Source organism: Aeromonas sp. TECH754, from assembly GCF_056279295.1.
In genome coordinates this window covers 478,517-494,375 of record NZ_JBWBRA010000001.1, presented here as the reverse complement: position 1 = coordinate 494,375, position 15,859 = coordinate 478,517, and the positions used below count along the sequence as shown (strand labels likewise).

At 61.4% G+C, this 15,859-nt stretch carries 15 protein-coding genes and 2 tRNA genes; 9 read left to right on the top strand and 8 right to left on the bottom strand.

Going from position 1 to position 15,859, the window contains the following annotated elements; all coding sequences use genetic code 11:
- Positions 1–198 precede the first annotated feature (198 nt).
- Positions 199–891 carry a tRNA/rRNA methyltransferase gene (locus ACZ9IL_RS02225; protein ID WP_476002021.1) on the bottom strand — a complete coding sequence of 231 codons (693 nt, stop codon included), beginning with the start codon at positions 889–891 and terminating at the stop codon, positions 199–201.
- Between the two features lie 196 nt (positions 892–1,087).
- Here ACZ9IL_RS02225 and aceK point away from each other — a divergent pair, with 196 nt between their 5' ends.
- Positions 1,088–2,815 (top strand): bifunctional isocitrate dehydrogenase kinase/phosphatase, encoded by a 1,728-nt coding sequence (gene aceK / locus ACZ9IL_RS02220; protein WP_476002020.1) that lies wholly within the window; start codon positions 1,088–1,090, stop codon positions 2,813–2,815.
- A gap of 99 nt (positions 2,816–2,914) precedes the next feature.
- Here aceK and ACZ9IL_RS02215 read toward each other — a convergent pair whose 3' ends face one another.
- Positions 2,915–3,304 carry an META domain-containing protein gene (locus tag ACZ9IL_RS02215; RefSeq protein ID WP_476002019.1) on the bottom strand — a complete coding sequence of 130 codons (390 nt, stop codon included), beginning with the start codon at positions 3,302–3,304 and terminating at the stop codon, positions 2,915–2,917.
- 165 nt (positions 3,305–3,469) lie between these two features.
- On the opposite strand from ACZ9IL_RS02215, the gene ACZ9IL_RS02210 reads away from it, so the two are divergent.
- The gene (locus ACZ9IL_RS02210) at positions 3,470–3,946 is read left to right on the top strand and encodes a hypothetical protein (RefSeq protein ID WP_476002018.1); all 477 of its coding nucleotides are present in this window, start codon (positions 3,470–3,472) and stop codon (positions 3,944–3,946) included.
- Between the two features lie 4 nt (positions 3,947–3,950).
- Here ACZ9IL_RS02210 and rraA read toward each other — a convergent pair whose 3' ends face one another.
- Positions 3,951–4,430, bottom strand: coding sequence for a ribonuclease E activity regulator RraA (gene rraA, locus ACZ9IL_RS02205; RefSeq protein WP_476002017.1), 480 nt, complete (start codon positions 4,428–4,430; stop codon positions 3,951–3,953).
- A 588-nt stretch (positions 4,431–5,018) separates the two neighbouring features.
- On the opposite strand from rraA, the gene arcA reads away from it, so the two are divergent.
- Complete coding sequence (arcA, locus tag ACZ9IL_RS02200; protein ID WP_033130442.1) at positions 5,019–5,738, top strand: two-component system response regulator ArcA; 720 nt, start codon at positions 5,019–5,021, stop codon at positions 5,736–5,738.
- A 147-nt stretch (positions 5,739–5,885) separates the two neighbouring features.
- On the opposite strand, the gene ACZ9IL_RS02195 is transcribed toward arcA, so the two are convergent.
- Together ACZ9IL_RS02195 and ACZ9IL_RS02190 are read right to left on the bottom strand one after the other, a co-directional pair.
- Positions 5,886–5,960 (bottom strand) — tRNA-Gly (locus ACZ9IL_RS02195).
- 105 nt (positions 5,961–6,065) lie between these two features.
- Positions 6,066–6,139 (bottom strand) — tRNA-Gly (locus tag ACZ9IL_RS02190).
- Between the two features lie 201 nt (positions 6,140–6,340).
- On the opposite strand from ACZ9IL_RS02190, the gene cydD reads away from it, so the two are divergent.
- The 4 genes from cydD to ACZ9IL_RS02170 all read left to right on the top strand — a co-directional run bounded on the left by cydD (position 6,341) and on the right by ACZ9IL_RS02170 (position 10,856).
- A complete protein-coding gene (gene cydD, locus ACZ9IL_RS02185; RefSeq protein WP_476002016.1) occupies positions 6,341–8,116 on the top strand; it encodes a heme ABC transporter permease/ATP-binding protein CydD in 1,776 nt (591 codons plus the stop codon).
- Positions 8,109–9,839 (top strand): heme ABC transporter ATP-binding protein/permease CydC, encoded by a 1,731-nt coding sequence (cydC, locus tag ACZ9IL_RS02180; protein ID WP_476002015.1) that lies wholly within the window; start codon positions 8,109–8,111, stop codon positions 9,837–9,839. The genes cydD and cydC overlap by 8 nt, the downstream gene beginning before the upstream one ends.
- A 223-nt stretch (positions 9,840–10,062) precedes the next feature.
- On the top strand, positions 10,063–10,437 hold the full coding sequence (gene rcsF / locus ACZ9IL_RS02175; protein WP_476002014.1) for an Rcs stress response system protein RcsF: 375 nt from the start codon (positions 10,063–10,065) through the stop codon (positions 10,435–10,437).
- 5 nt (positions 10,438–10,442) lie between these two features.
- Positions 10,443–10,856, top strand: a complete 414-nt coding sequence (locus tag ACZ9IL_RS02170) for a DUF488 domain-containing protein (RefSeq protein WP_476002013.1) — start codon at positions 10,443–10,445, stop codon at positions 10,854–10,856.
- 66 nt (positions 10,857–10,922) lie between these two features.
- On the opposite strand, the gene ACZ9IL_RS02165 is transcribed toward ACZ9IL_RS02170, so the two are convergent.
- The gene (locus ACZ9IL_RS02165) at positions 10,923–11,921 is read right to left on the bottom strand and encodes an NAD-dependent epimerase/dehydratase family protein (protein WP_476002012.1); all 999 of its coding nucleotides are present in this window, start codon (positions 11,919–11,921) and stop codon (positions 10,923–10,925) included.
- Between the two features lie 212 nt (positions 11,922–12,133).
- On the opposite strand from ACZ9IL_RS02165, the gene tsaA reads away from it, so the two are divergent.
- On the top strand, positions 12,134–12,838 hold the full coding sequence (gene tsaA / locus ACZ9IL_RS02160; protein ID WP_476002011.1) for a tRNA (N6-threonylcarbamoyladenosine(37)-N6)-methyltransferase TrmO: 705 nt from the start codon (positions 12,134–12,136) through the stop codon (positions 12,836–12,838).
- A gap of 74 nt (positions 12,839–12,912) precedes the next feature.
- Here the strand turns inward: tsaA and ACZ9IL_RS02155 are convergent, their stop codons facing one another.
- Together ACZ9IL_RS02155 and ACZ9IL_RS02150 are read right to left on the bottom strand one after the other, a co-directional pair.
- On the bottom strand, positions 12,913–14,034 hold the full coding sequence (locus ACZ9IL_RS02155) for a beta-ketoacyl-ACP synthase III (RefSeq protein WP_476002010.1): 1,122 nt from the start codon (positions 14,032–14,034) through the stop codon (positions 12,913–12,915).
- Positions 14,035–14,088: 54 nt separating this feature from the next.
- Positions 14,089–14,430 (bottom strand): hypothetical protein, encoded by a 342-nt coding sequence (locus ACZ9IL_RS02150; RefSeq protein ID WP_476005395.1) that lies wholly within the window; start codon positions 14,428–14,430, stop codon positions 14,089–14,091.
- Positions 14,431–14,699: 269 nt separating this feature from the next.
- On the opposite strand from ACZ9IL_RS02150, the gene cysK reads away from it, so the two are divergent.
- The gene (gene cysK, locus ACZ9IL_RS02145; RefSeq protein WP_476002009.1) at positions 14,700–15,668 is read left to right on the top strand and encodes a cysteine synthase A; all 969 of its coding nucleotides are present in this window, start codon (positions 14,700–14,702) and stop codon (positions 15,666–15,668) included.
- Positions 15,669–15,859 lie beyond the last annotated feature (191 nt).

Below are 15,859 nucleotides of genomic sequence, written 5' to 3'. Positions count from 1 at the left end.
ACAAAAAGGCCCGTACTGGGTGGGTACGGGCCTTTTTTGATTTCTGTGCTTGTTCGTCAGCGCATCAACCGGCCCCAGTGCCACCTGTGGTGGTACCGGTAATAATGGTGGTGGTGACATTGATGAATGACTGCATGACGAACACTCTTGAACGAAGCTGGCTTTTAGCAATACCGCGCCGACAGCAAAGCTGTCAACTTAAACCTCTTTGCCAAGCTTGCGGGCGAGGTCTTTACAGAGCAGATGCAGCATATTCAAATCCCGCTGCGGCAGCATGGGCACTCGGTCCATCACCCATTGATGCAGTTTTTCATCCTGCGAAATCCCGATATCACCGAGAATTTCTGCTGTTTTTGATTTCAGCACCCGAACCTGCCCGGTGTTATCAAAATTTTCTGCTACGCCCTCTGGCTCGTCCAGCAGTTGGCTCATCTCGTAGGCATACAGCATGATCGCCTGACCCAGGTTCAGGGAGGGGTAACTCACCTTGAGGGGCAGGTAGCTAATAAGATCCACTTGGGCAAGCTGCTCATTGGAAAGCCCCGACTCCTCGCAGCCAAACACGATGGCGACCTTGCCAAGGGGTGGTTTGGCGCGGATCTGATCGCGGATCTCGGCCGGGGTGAGGTAGTGCTGATAGCGGCCACGCTGGCGGGCGGTGGTAGCGACCACCAGATCCATGTCGGCGAGCGCCTCGGCCAGGGTGTCGAAGGCCTCGGCCTCGGCCAGGATCTCCTGTGCCCCGTGGGCCACCCAGCTCGCCTCCTCCTCTTCGTGCACCCGGCTCGCCACCAGACGCATGGCATCGAAGCCCATGGTTTTCATGGCACGGGCGGCCGCCCCGACGTTGGCCGCCCGGGCCGGCGCCACCAGCACAAAATAGAGTTTCATTGGGTTTCCTCATTGGGCAGGACCGACGGTGCAAACGGCTGCGAACCATCGGCAAAACAGGGGCGCAATCTACCGTTTCTGCCCGAAAAATGCCACTTGAACAGATGTTTGGATGTTGCCATAGTGGCCGGACGAGTGAACAAATTGCAGACAAATAAAGACGCTATCGGCCCGACAGATCACAAGGAAGAGAGAGATGCAGCAGCCATTGGAACAGGCCGTCGCCGAGACGATCTTGCAGCGCTTCGAGTCATTTTACAGCCGCTTTCTGGAGATCACCCAAGGCAGCAAGAGCCGCTTCGAGAACAGTGACTGGCTGGGGGTGCAGCTCGCCGGGCGCGAGCGCATTCGCCTCTACGACCACCACGTGGGCGCCACCACGGCGCTGATCAAGCAGATGATGGGGGAGCAGTTGCCGAGCCAGGCGCTGCTCAAGCAGGTAAAGGGGGCCTTCAGCGATCTGCTGCCCAAATGCGAGAACTTCGAGGTGGCAGAGTCCTTCTTCAACTCCGTCTATCGCCGTATCTTCCGCCATCGCAACATCCGCGACGAGAACCTCTACATCCACCCCTTTTGCAGCCGCGGTGACAGGCCCGATCTCAGCGGCCTGCTGCGGGTCTATCGCACCAGCCTCACCCAGTTGCCGCAGACCCTGAGCAAGCTGCTCGGGGATTACAGCTTCACCCTGCCTTATGAGGACAAACAGCGGGATATCGTCGACATCCACCGCCATCTTGCCGAGAACGGACCGAGTATCCTGCATGACGAGCCGTTTGCCATCGAGCTCTTGAAGGAGGTGTTTTACCGCAACAAGGGCGCCTATCTGGTGGGACTTATTCGGGTGAAGGGAGAGGTTCACCCCTTCATACTGCCGCTGCTCAGCACCGGCCAGCACATCTATGTGGACACCGTCATCTTCGAGCCGGAGCTGGCCTCCATCGTGTTCGGCTTCGCCCGCGCCTACTTCATGGTCTATGCCCCGGTGCCGGCGCTGTTCGTACTGTTCCTGCGCCAGATCATGCCCCGCAAACCCGACTACGAGATCTACAACGCCATCGGCTGCCAAAAGCACGGCAAGACCGAGCTCTATCGCCACTATCAGCAGCATCTGATGGCAAGCCGGGAGCAGTTCGTCATCGCCCCCGGCATCAAGGGGATGGTGATGAGCGTGTTCACCCTCCCCTCCTACGACGTGGTGTTCAAGGTGATAAAAGACGAGTTCACCCCGCCAAAGGACGTGAGCCACGAGCAGGTGAAGGCGAAATACCGGCTGGTGAAACAGCACGATAGAGTGGGTCGCATGGCCGATACCCAGGAGTTCACCAACTTCGAGTTTCCGCTGGAGCGGATTTCCCCGGAGCTGCTCACCGAGCTGAAAGCGGTGGCCCCCTCGGCGCTCACCCTCACCGCCGACAAGCTGGTGATCAAGCACCTCTACACCGAGCGCAAGATGATCCCGCTCAACCTCTATCTGGACAGGGCGGACGAGCAGCAGACCCGGCTCGCGCTGGAGGAGTACGGCAATGCCATCAAGCAGCTGGCGGCGGCCAACATCTTTCCCGGTGACATGCTGTTCAAGAACTTTGGCGTGACCCGCCATGGCCGGGTGGTGTTCTACGACTACGACGAGATCTGCTACATGACGGAGTGCAACTTCCGCCAGATCCCGCCGCCGCGCTACCCGGAGGACGAGTGGAGCGCCGAGCCCTGGTATTCGGTCGCCCCCAACGACATCTTCCCCGAGGAGTTCGCCACCTTCCTGCTGCAAAAGCCCCAGGTGAGGACAATCATGATGCAGGTACACAGGGAGTTGTTCGATGCCAATTACTGGAAGATGCTGCAGAGCAACATCAAGGAGGGGGTGTTCGAGGATGTCTATCCCTACCGGCGCAAGAAGCGCTTTCGCTTTCAGCGGGGAGGATGAGTCATCTCATCCCAGCCCCATCAGAAAGGGACGCCGCGGCGTCCCTTTCTATTTCCGATATCCGCGTCCGGTTACGACAGACGCTGACGGCGGCTCCGGTTATTTCACCGCATCGAAGGTGAGTAGCGCCGCCTTGTTGGCATCGCTCAACACCAGCTGCTGGCCCTCGATCTGGAAGGTCGCGACCTTCTCCAGAGTCTGCAGATAGTTCGACTCTTTGGCGGCCAGATCCCCCGCGCACATCATGCGGGTCGATCCCAGCGGGCCCAGCACCAGGACGCCGTCGCCCTGCTGGGTGATGGCGCCAAAGTAGCGGTTGCAGCCGCCCTTGCCGACCACCTTGTCACCGGCGACCTGCAAAGTGAAGGCATCGCCGCTCGCCCCTTGCAGCTGCCAGCTCGATGCTTGCAACTCTGCCATATTGGCACCCGTTGCCATGGCGCAGCCTCCCAGGGCCAGTACGGCCAGCAGGGTCAGTTTCTTGTTCATGCGTTCATCTCCCAATGGAAAAAGCGTGAAGACGCGAAATGAGGGGTCTCTGTACCACGAGCGTAGCGCCAACTAAAACTCTTTTATTGTGAGTGAGGTAGCCTTTACTCCCCGTCGTCATGTGCCATGCTTGTAGTCCTGTTCGGACCCAGGGAGGGGAAACGAATGGTCAAGTCTCTCATCATCGCACTCGCATCCGGCCTCAGTCTCTCGGCCCAGGCAGCTGACTGGAGCTTTCTCCAGAATGGAGCAGAGAGCCAACTCTACGTGAAAAGCTACTCCGGCGTGCTGCTCGGCAACCAGACCCATCACAGCGACAACTTCGATCTCTGGCTCATCAACACCGGCTACCAATACCCGGTGCAAGACGATGTCAGCCTCTACATGGAGGCAGGGCCCGCCATCGGCACTCACAGCGAGCAGGCCGGCTTCAATATCAGCTCGGGGGTGCGCTACCAGCTCTCCCCTTCTCTGAACATCGGCAGCCAGCTCAAGCAGTTGGAGGTGAGCAAGCCCAGCACGCTGGTAGAGCTCAACAGCAGCCTGCTGCTGACACCCCAGCTGGCGATCACCGCCAATTACGGTGTCAGTGCCTTCAGCACCGAGCAGTTCCTCACCCTGGGTGTTGGTTTCAACTTCTGAGCTATCAGATGAGCCGGGCACCGCTCACCAGCACGCCGTTGAGATCGGCGTAGACATAGTCACCCGGAGCTATGGTCACCCCGGCGAAAGAGACCACGGTATCCAGCTCGCCCTTACCCAGTTTCTCGGTCTTGACCGGACAAGCCGCCAGCGCCTTGACCCCCAGCGCCAGCGTCCCTAGGGTACCCACATCCCGCACCGCACCGTGGATCAGTATGCCTTCCCAGCCTTGTTCCGCCGCCTTGATGGCCAGCTGATCCCCGAGCAAGGCGCGGCGCAGGGAACCACCGCCGTCGATCACCATCACCTTGCCCTGACCGGGGCGGGTCACCAGCTCTCGCACCAGGCTGTTGTCTTCGAAACAGGAGAGGGTGACCGCCTGACCATGAAACAACGGCTTGCCACCATAGTCGTGAAACAGCGGCTCAGCCACCTGCAGGGCATCGCCGTGTAGGTCGCAAAGATCGGGCAGTAAATCCAGCATGTTCAGCATCCTTCCATGGAATGAGTGAGTCCGCTCATTCTTTCATCAAGCCGTGACTCTGACAATCCAGTGAGACGCAGGAGGTGACGACATGAGCTCGGGCATGGCTGAATATCAGACGGTGGTGATGGCGCAGACAGGCCAAGAGGATGGTGCCAGGGGGCAATAAGACACAGTTTTCTGTAGTTTTCCCACAAATCCATGTCAACCACATGTTACATCCCATTACATTCCATAGGGGCGAAAAAGCGGGCCAGCCCAAGTATCATGCAGCGAACTCAGGGATTGACCTATATCAAACCTGAGTTAAAAAGTTGCTATCTGACGGCAAAGAGTGTTGTTATGCGCCTGTTAACTGATAAAATGCAGCAACTTTTGTAATGGATGACTATTCAGGCTTTGCTCGCTCAGATTTGATGAGTGCCTACAGATGGCACAGGGATGTTTGCCAACGCTGATACCACATTCGCGATGATTCGACCTGATATTCATATCCAGGATGACGTAATAAATTTTCAGGATCGGTCGGATAACGCCAAAGAGTGTTAAAATTTCGAAAATTAACTGATAAGAATCTGGGAATACTCAATGCAAACACCGCACATTCTGATCGTCGAAGACGAACTGGTCACTCGTAATACGCTCAAAAGTATCTTCGAGGCCGAAGGCTACATAGTGCTTGAAGCCAACAATGGCGACGAGATGCACCAGGCCCTGACCACCCACACCATCAATCTGGTGATCATGGACATCAACCTGCCGGGCAAAAATGGCCTGTTGCTGGCACGCGAGCTGCGTGAAGATGACAACATCGCCCTGATGTTCCTGACCGGTCGTGACAACGAGGTGGACAAGATCCTGGGCCTGGAGATCGGTGCCGATGATTACATCACCAAGCCGTTCAACCCCCGCGAGCTGACCATCCGTGCCCGCAACCTACTGAGCCGCACCATGAACGTGACGGCCGGCGGCGAAGAGAAGAAGCTGGTCGAACGTTACCTGTTCAACGGCTGGGCGCTGGACATCAACAGCCGCGCACTGGTCAGCCCGGCGGGCGACATGTTCAAGCTGCCGCGCTCCGAATTCCGTGCCATGCTGCACTTCTGCGAAAACCCGGGCCAGATCCAGACCCGTGCCGAGCTGCTCAAGAAGATGACCGGCCGTGAGCTCAAGCCCCACGACCGCACCGTGGATGTCACCATCCGCCGCATCCGCAAGCACTTCGAGAGCGTGGGTGACACTCCTGAGATCATCGCCACCATTCATGGCGAAGGCTACCGCTTCTGCGGCGAGCTGGAGCAGGAATAATCCCTGCTCATCAGAACTCTGTGTGGTAAGAAGAGGCGCCGTTGGCGCCTCTTCTGTTTTCGGCGATCGGAGCAACACCGCGGGCACGACCCAGTGAGCCGGAAAACAAAAAGCCCACTCGATTGAGTGGGCTTTTTGCATGAAAACTGGAGCGGGCAGCGGGAATCGAACCCGCATCATCAGCTTGGAAGGCTGAGGTAATAGCCATTATACGATGCCCGCCTGGCATCAGAAATCGCAATGGATACAAGGTAGTGAATCAGCGTCAAGAAGGGCGTGCGAAGCAGAGGCGATAACGAGACGAGTTGCCTACCGGGCATCAGAATGTGGAGCGGGTGATGGGAATCGAACCCACGTATGCAGCTTGGGAAGCTACCGTTCTACCATTGAACTACACCCGCGTCAGTGGCCTCTACTATATGCATTTTGCCGGTGAGCGCAATCACCGCCATCGTGTTTTTTGCCATAAATCAAGCTGTTCGACCAACTAATGAGCATGAAGGTGGTTTTTCAAGCAAACAGTCTCAGGCTCCCGGCACGGCAAGGTTGCCAAGCACAGGGGGCGACGATAGTCTTGCGCCACTCGTTTGAGGAGGGTGGTAATGGACAAGCACAGACAGAAACATCTCTATGGCTGGTTGCGCAAGCAGTCGAGCCATGGCCGACGCTGGATCGGTCTATCCATCGGCCTTGGCATGGGCCAGGGTATCTTGATGGTGGCCCAGGCCTGGCTGCTGGCGACCCTGCTCCACGGCTTCATCATCGAGGGCACGACCCCCGAGCAATCCATCCCCCTCTTCATTACCCTGCTGCTGGTGACACTGACCAAGGCCGGGCTTGCCTACGGACGCGAGATCGCCAGCTTCAAGGCCGGCAGCGCAGTGCGCCAGGCCATCCGTGAGCTGGTGCTCACCCGCCTCGGCCGCCTCGGGCCGGCCTACATCCAGCGCCGTCCTGCCGGTAGCTGGGCCAGCCTGCTGCTGGAGCAGATCGAAGACATGCAGGAATTCTTCTCCCGCTACCTGCCCCAGATGGCCGTCGCCGTCTTCATCCCTGTGGTGATCCTGGTGGCCGTGTTCCCGGTCAACTGGGCCGCCGGCATCATACTGCTTGGCACGGCGCCGCTCATTCCGCTGTTCATGATCCTGGTGGGGGTCGGCGCCGCCGATGCCAACCGCCGCAACTTCCAGTCGCTGGCACGGCTCTCCGGCCACTTCCTCGATCGCCTGAAGGGGCTGCGTACCCTACAGCTCTTCCTGCGTACTCAGGCCGAAGGTGAGGCCATTCGCGATGCTTCTGAAGATTTCCGGGAACGCACCATGGAGGTGCTGCGCCTCGCATTCTTGAGCACCGCCGTGCTGGAGTTCTTCGCCGCCATCGCGGTGGCGCTGGTAGCGGTCTACTTCGGCTTCTCCTACATAGATCACCTGAACTTTGGCAACTATGGCGTCAAGGTCACGCTCTTTACCGGCCTGTTCGTGCTGTTCCTCGCCCCCGAGTTCTACGCCCCCCTGCGCGAGCTCGGCGCCCACTATCACGCCAAGGCGCAGGCCATAGGCGCCGCCGAACAGTTGCTGGAATTCCTGGAGGCCGAGGTCAGCGAACCGGCATCGGGCACGGCCCCCTTCCAGGCCCAGGGCCCCATCCTGGTGGAAGCCCGTGGACTGGAGGTGTTGAGCGCCGAGGGCAAGGTGCTGGTCGGCCCCCTCGATTTCACCCTGGCCCCCGGCTCGCGCACCGCGCTGGTCGGCATCAGCGGGGCGGGCAAGAGCTCGCTGGTCAACGCCCTGCTCGGTTTTGCCCCCTATCGCGGTGAGCTGAAGGTCAACGGCCAGGAGCTCGCCAGCCTCGACATGAGCCAGTGGCGATTGCAGCTCGGCTGGTTGTCCCAGAACCCGCAACTGTTCCACGCCTCCTTGCGTGACAACCTGCTGCTCGCCAAACCCTCTGCGAGCGATGCCGAGCTGGAAGCCGCCCTGCAACGGGCGGATGCCTGGCAGTTTGCCAAGGAGAAGGGGCTCGACTATCCCATCGGCGATCAGGCTGGCGGCCTCTCGGTCGGTCAGGCCCAGCGCCTCGCCCTGGCCCGCACCCTGCTCAAGTCGACCCAGCTGATGGTGCTGGATGAACCCACCGCCAGCCTGGATCGCCACTCGGAGCGCGCCATCATGAGCACCCTCGAACAGGCAGCGGAAGGCCAGACCCTGTTGATGATCACCCACCGCCTCGACCAGCTCACCAAGATGGACAATATCCTGGTGCTGGAGCGTGGCTTGTTGGTGGAGCAAGGCAGCTTCCAGCAACTCAGCGAGGCCAAGGGGCCCTTTGCCCGCCTCTTGTCACAACACCTCTCCCAAGGGGACTCTCTCGATGCGTGATCTACTGCCGTTTCTGCGTCTCTACCGCCAGCACTGGCTCAGCCTCACCCTCGGCCTGCTGCTGGCGCTGGTGACCCTGGTGGCCGGCATGGGACTGTTGTCGCTGTCCGGCTGGTTCCTCTCCGCCGCCGCGGTGGCCGGACTGGCCGCGGCCAGTCGTGACACCTTCAACTACATGACCCCGGCCGGGGGCGTGCGCTTCTTCTCCATCATCCGCACCGCCAGCCGCTGGGGTGAGCGGGTGGTGAGCCATGACGCCACCTTCCGGGTGCTGACCCGGCTGCGGGTCTGGTTCTGGCAAAAACTCTCGCCGCTTCAGACCGGCGCCCTGGCCGGGTTCCGCCAGGCGGATCTGCTCAACCGGCTGGTAGCCGATATCGACGCCATGGATCACGTCTACCTGCGCCTCATCACCCCCATAGGTGCGGCCCTGCTCAGCTGCGCCGGGCTGGTGTTCTTCCTCTCCTTCTTCGACAGCCGGCTGGCACTCACCCTCGGCGCCATCCTGCTGCTCGGCATGATTGCCCTGCCGCTGGTGTTCTACTTCGCCGGCCGCACGCCGGGCCAGGCCCTGATCGCCGAGAAATCCAGCCTGCGCACCCGACTGGTGGACTATCTGGACGGCCAGGCCGAGTTGCAGATGTTTGCCGCCGCCCCCAAGGCGCTCGGCGAGCTGCAACAGGCCGAGCAGGCCCTGATCCGCGCCCAGGCCCGCATGGCCAGGGTGAGCGGGCTGGCCAATGCCAGCGTCCAGTTGCTCAGCGGCTGGACCCTGACCCTGATGCTGTGGCTGGCTGGCCACGGCGTGGGCGGCGCCCTGCCGGATCCCATCACGGCGCTGATGGTGTTCGCCACCCTGGCGAGCTTCGAGGCGCTGCTGCCACTGGCGGGCGCCTTCCAGCATCTCTCCACCAGCCTCACCTCGGCCCGCCGTCTCAACGAGATACTGCAAGAGGCCAAGGCCCCCGACTGGGGTGATGAGCAGCAACCTGCCCACGATGGTTCCCTGCAGATCCGCGACCTCCACTTCGCTTACCCAGGCAACCCTCAGCCCGTGCTGCGGGGTTGCAGCCTGCAACTGCGGGCCGGTGAGAAGCTGGCGCTGCTGGGCCAGACCGGCTGTGGCAAATCCACCTTGATGGGACTGCTGACCCGGGATTGGAACCCGCAATCGGGGGAGATCCTGCTCGGTGGCAAGCCCTTGAGCGCCTACAGCGAAGCGGCGCTACGCACCTCCTTCTCGGTGGTGAGCCAGCGGGTACACCTGTTTGCCGCCACCCTGCGCGACAACCTCAAGCTGGCCGCACCCGCAGCCGACGATGCGCGGCTCATCAAGGTGCTGGAGCAGGTGGGTCTTGGCTCCCTGTTGGAAGATGACGCCGGACTGGACGCCTGGCTCGGGGATGGTGGTCGCCCGCTCTCCGGGGGCGAACGCCGCCGCATCGGCATCGCCCGCGCCCTGCTGCACGATGCCCCGCTCTGGCTGCTGGACGAGCCGACCGAAGGGCTCGACAGCCAGACCGAGCGGGAGATCATGGATCTGTTGTTCGAACTCGGTGCCGATCGCTCCCTGCTGCTCATCTCCCATCGCCTGCTGGGGTTGGACCGAATGGATCGCATCGCCCTGATGGAGGAAGGACAGATCCGCCTGTGTGCTCCCCACGCCGAGCTGCTGGCCGATGACTACTACCGCAGCCTGCATCAGCGGCTGGCGCCAGCCTGATCCCCTTGCCAGAGAAAGCATGAAAGAGGGGGCATCCATGCCCCCTCACTCTTTCGACTCTCTTGAAAGTATGCCGGCTCGATGATGGCGATCCGCCTCAACATCAACGGCTGGCATCGGTCTGATCCCCATCACACCCCGTCTTGCTGGCTAAAAATGGGGCTGGTCCCAGGCAGCGACTGACCCCTATAATGGCCCTCTCACCGTTCAACAAGATGCCGACATGAAACGCCTGACCCTATTGCTGCTGCCCCTTTTCACCTCAGGTTGCGCCTACTTCTCCTTCAACAGCAATCTGGACAAGGAGAACTTCGACGACTACTTCAAGCCAGGCAGCGTCCGGATCTATGAGCAGGGCCAGCTTGCCGATCTCAACTACCTCTACCTCGGCACCGTCGAGGGGGAATCCTGCCAGAGCGACACCAATCAGCCGGTGCCCAACGCAGGTGAGGCTCGCACCCTGGCCCGTCGCCGCGCCGCCGACATGGGCGGCAACGGCGTCAGTTTCGACAAGTGCGCCGAGTTCAGCGATGTGCCGGGCTGCCTGAAGCAGGTGATCTGCTACGGCCAGGCGCTGAAAGTCGCCGAAGAGAAGTAATCGACATGGCGCTCGCCATCGTCCGGCTCGGCAGTCCCCGCCTGCCCGATGAAGGGCTGCGCATCGGCACGGTGCGCCGTCCGCCCCGTGGCGTGCCCAAGAGCGAATTCGCGACCCAGGATTGGTACGACGTCTGGTTCCCCAACCTGGCCCCCAGCCCCGAGACTATGAAGCTGGGTCAGGGTGCCGAGACGCCGGCCCAGTGGGCCGCCTTCTGCAAACAATACAAGGCGGAGATGGCGACCCCGGCCGCCCGCCACGATCTGGCGCTGCTGGCCGCGCTCTCCCATACCACCAATCTGTCGGTGGGCTGCTACTGCGAGCAGGAGTCCCACTGCCATCGTGGCCTGCTCAGGGCGTTGCTGGCCGATTGCGGTGCCGTGCTGCGCCAAGGCGCCGAACCATTCGCGAACAGATAGACAGAGAGGGCGTCCCGTGGGACGCCCTCTCTGCTTTCAGGGTGCACGCTGCGCCTCGCCAGACCCCTACGGCAGGCTGTGGGCGGCCTGCACCCGTTGGCGCAAGGCCTGCTCCTCAGTGGCACTGAGTCCCGGCAAGGCAGCGGCCTGCCCCTCGGCCGTCAACCAGTCGGCGAGATCGGCCACCGTCTCCTCCAGCGGCCGGAAGTTGAGGCCATGGACGATGGCTGCCTCGGCGCTGATCTGGCCATAGCCCGCATACTCGGCCAGCTCGTTGGGGAGCAGCGTGGGGTAGCTCTGCCAGGGCTCCACCCCGGCCGCCAGCAGCGCAGACCAGGGTAACCACTCTGGCTGAAGCGGCGCCACCGGTACCAGCCGGGCGGCGAGGCGATCCACCCAGTCCACCAGCGCGATACCGGGTTTGAGCAGGTTGAAGCAGCCTCCCAGCCGCTGCTCGGCACAGCGCAGCACGAACTCGGCGCAGTCTCGCACGTCCAGATACTGCAACCGGTCCTGCCCCTCCCCCGGCAGCAACCAGGGACCGCCCCGCTGCACCCGTTTCACCCACCAGGCCAGGCGACCGGTGGGATCCTGAGGGCCACACAAGACGCCTGGGCGCAGTATGCAAAGCCGCTCCCCCCAGCGGGCACGATACTCGGCCTCGCACAGCACCTTGAGGGGGCCGTAGTCCGCTGGCATCTCCCCTTCTGCAATCTCATGCAAGGGGGCCGACTCATCCATCCCTGCCCGGGCGAAGTCGCGATAGACGCTGATGGTGGAGATGAAGATCAGCCGCTCGCAGCGTCCGAGCAAGGCGGCGGACAGGCTGGCCGCCTGCTCGGGTCTATAGCAGCAGGTGTCGATGACCAGATCCCAGTGCAGCCCCTCCCCCTGCAGCGCGCTGAGATCCCGCTCTCTGTCCCCTTGCAGCAGGCTCAGCTCGCGCCAGTCCGGGTGCGGGCGGTGACCGCGATTGAACAGCGTCACCTCGTGACCCCAATCCAGCGCCAGCGCGGTGAGATGGCGCCCCAAAAAGCCGGTGCCGCCGATAACAAGCAGTTTCATCCCTGTCCCCTCTGCAGCACGATCCGCTGACCTGGATAGGTGCGAGCGCCATGCCGACATGTCCCTGCCTCACCCTACGCAAGTCGGCGCCCTGGCACAGCCCTCATGGTGCCGGGATGGGACAGGGATCACGACGAGGAGCATAGCGAGGCGGTGCCTGCGTTTTGGGGCCGTCTGTGCTAAATTGCCGGGGTTTTCTGTCAGGATCCGCCATGAAGTTCGAAATCGACACCCTCGGGATCATCCACTCTCCCTACAAGGAGAAGTTTGCCATCCCCCGCCAGCCCGGTCTGGTCAAGTCGGCCCGCGCCCGGCTCGAGTTGCTGCCCCCCTACGATCAGCCGGATGTGCTGCGCGGCATCGAGCAGTTCTCCCACCTCTGGCTCAGCTTCGTGTTCCACCAGACCATGGCCCAGGGCTGGCACCCGACGGTGCGCCCACCTCGGCTCGGCGGCAACGAGCGGGTCGGCGTCTTCGCCACCCGCTCCACCTTCCGCCCCAATCCTCTCGGATTGTCGGTGGTGGCGCTGCACGGCGTGGGCCGCGAGCGCGGCAAGCTGTGGCTCGAACTCGGCGCAGTGGACTTGCTGGACGGCACCCCCATCGTCGACATCAAGCCCTATATCCCCTATGCCGATAGCCTGCCGGATGCCCGCGGCGGCTTCGCCCCGGATGCCCCGACCCCGCCGCTCATGGTGAGCTTCAGCGCCGAGGCGGAGCAGCAACTGCAACCCTGGCTCAAGGCCCACCCCGAGCTGCGCCAGCTGGTGAGCGAGGTGCTGGCCCAGGATCCGCGTCCAGCCTACAAGAAAGGCAAGCCGGACGAGAAAGAGTACGGAGTGAGATTGTTCGACCTGAACGTGAAATTTAAGATAAATGAACCAGAGTGCGTGATCCTGGCTATAGAAATGGCGTGAAAAATTCCAATCAGGCAGTGTAAAAAACCACCCAGGCGGGTGGTTTTTTCATTGTAAGAACAAGGTCGGAATGATTAGCGACGTTGCAGCAGCAGGCTGCCGATGGAGTAACCGGCGCCGAAGGAGCAGAGCACGCCGCGCGCCCCGCTCGGCAAGTCCTGGTTGAACAGGTGGAAGGCGATGATGGAGCCCGCCGAACTGGTGTTGCCGTAGCTGTCCAGGATCACCGGCGCCTCCTCCTGGCTGGCATCGTGGCCCAGCAGCTTGCGACCGATGAACTGGTTCATGGTGAGGTTCGCCTGATGCAGCCAGAGCCGGCTCAACTCCTCCGCCTCCCAGCCCTGCGCCTTCAGTTGACCGTCTATCTGCTCGCACACCAGCGGCAGCACCTCCTTGAACACCTTGCGCCCCTGCTGGCGGAACAGCTTGTCATCGCCATAGCGGGTGCGCGGGCTGAAGCGGTTCAAAAAGCCGAAGTTGTTGCGGATGTTGTTGGAGTACTGGGTCACCAGCTTGCTGGCCACCAGTTGCCAGGGATTGGCCACCTTGCAATCGGCCTCCCGCTCCAGCAGCACAGCGGTGCAGGCGTCGCCGAAGATGAAATGGCTGTCCCTGTCCCTGAAGTTGAGGTGGCCCGAGCAGATCTCCGGGTTCACCACCAGCGCCAGCTTGGCGGTGCCCGCCGCCAGCAGATCCGCCGCCGTCTTGATGCCGAAGGTGGCGGAGGAGCAAGCCACGTTCATGTCAAACGCCATACCAGTTGCGCCGAGATAGTGCTGCAGCTCGATGGACAGCGCCGGATAGGGGCGCGGCATATTGGAAGCGGCGACGATGACGAGATCGATCTCACCGGGCTCACGACCGGCGGCGATCAGCGCCTGCTCGGCGGCGGCCACCGCCATCTCCACCATGATGGAGGGTTTGTCGTCCGGGCGCTCGGGGAGCAGCGGCTGCATGATGTCGGGATCCAGCACCCCCTCCTTGCTCACCAGATAGCGGCTCTTGATGCCGGAGGCCTTCTCGATGAACTCGCAGCTCGAATGCTGCTTGGCGTCCAGCTGGCCGGCGTCGATGGCGGAGGCGTTCTCCTCGTTGTAGAGATCAGCATACTGATTGAAGGCCGCTACCAGCTCTTCGTTGCTGACGGCAAAGGGCGGGGTATAGAGGCCCGAACCGCTGATTACGATGGAAGTCATCTTTGCTCCTGGCCGGGTGCAATCCCGGCTTGTCTGTTTTGTAGGGTCAGAGGATTACAGCTGATCGATCGCCTGGGCGAGACCAGCCAGGGTCAGCGGGTGCATGCGCCCGCCGATCAATTCGTTGATCAACTTGATGGAGGGATGCCAGAGCCACTCCCGTCTGGGGAGAGGGTTGATCCACACCAGCTTGGGATAGTGCTGCCGCAGCCGGGCGAGCCACGGCTGGCCACGGCGAATGTAGTGACCGATATCCCCCACTCGCGGGTCGCCGAGCTGGGAGTCCCGCAACCGCGCCACGTCATCGTATTCATAGAGTCCCGGCTGGGCCTTGGTGGTGGATTTGATGTGCCAAGTGATGCAGCGGCTGCCTCGCCGGCTCCGTATTGCCGGCACCGGGCTCACCCTTAATGAGCAGGGGCTTTTCCAGCAAGATGGCGGCATTGACTGCCATACTCAGTGCCGTTGAGGCGAGATAGCGATCGCTTCCTGCAAGTCCCATGGCGTCCGTTCCCTTGGTAGCACAAGGCCCGGCCTGGGCCTCGGTAATAAAGAATAAGTTCTATATGTTGTAATAACATATTGTTATAACGATTCGTCACTTCTCATTCAGAAATCACAGGGTAATCTGGTTTCATCGCCTTAACAAACACAGGGATAGCACCATGAGCAAAATTTTTGAGGACAACAGCCAGACCATAGGCAACACCCCGCTGGTTCGTCTCAACCGTGTTACCAAGGGCCGTGTGCTGGCCAAGATCGAGAGCCGCAACCCCAGCTTCAGCGTCAAATGCCGGATCGGTTCCAACTTGATCTGGGATGCCGAGAAACGCGGCGTGCTGACCAAGGGCAAGGAGATCATCGAGCCCACCAGCGGTAACACCGGCATCGCCCTGGCCTTCGTGGCCGCAGCTCGTGGCTATCCCATCACCCTGACCATGCCGGCCACCATGAGCCTGGAGCGCCGCAAGCTGCTCAAGGCGCTCGGCGCCAACCTGGTGCTGACCGAAGGCCCGCTCGGCATGAAAGGCGCCATCGCCAAGGCCAACGAGATCCTCGAATCCGAGCCGAACAAGTACGTCTTGCTGCAGCAGTTCGAAAACCCCGCCAACCCCGAAATTCACGAGAAGACCACCGGCCCCGAGATCTGGGAAGCCACCGACGGTGACGTGGATGTGTTCGTGGCGGGCGTCGGTACCGGCGGTACCATCACCGGGGTCTCTCGCTATTTCAAGCAGACCAGAGGCAAGGCCATCGTCTCGGTCGCGGTCGAACCCTCAGAATCCCCCGTCATCAGCCAGAAGCTGGCCGGCCAGGAGATCAAACCCGGTCCCCACAAAATTCAGGGTATCGGCGCCGGTTTCATCCCGGGCAACCTGGATTTGACTCTGCTGGACAGAGTCGAGCAGGTGAGCAGCGAGGAGTCCATCGAGATGGCCCGTCGCCTGATGGAAGAGGAAGGCATTCTGGCGGGAATAAGCTCTGGCGCCGCCGTGGTGGCTGCCGCGCGTCTGGCCGAGTTGCCGGAGTTTGAAGGCAAGACCATCGTCGTCATACTGCCGAGCGCCGCCGAGCGCTACCTCTCCAGCGCCCTGTTTGCCGGGGTGTTCAGCGAGCAGGAACTGCAGCAGTAATTGATCGGCTTACATCAAAACAACGGCGCTCTTCGGGGCGCCGTTTTCTTTATGAGCTAGACTCAGTAGTCGGCAGTGCCAGTCGGCCCCTTATTTTTTGGGGTAAAATAACAAATTTCAGGGTGACAAAAAAAGCAGACATTCTGTGATAAATCTCATATCCTGTGCGGCGTCACGAGGTGTTTGCCGGT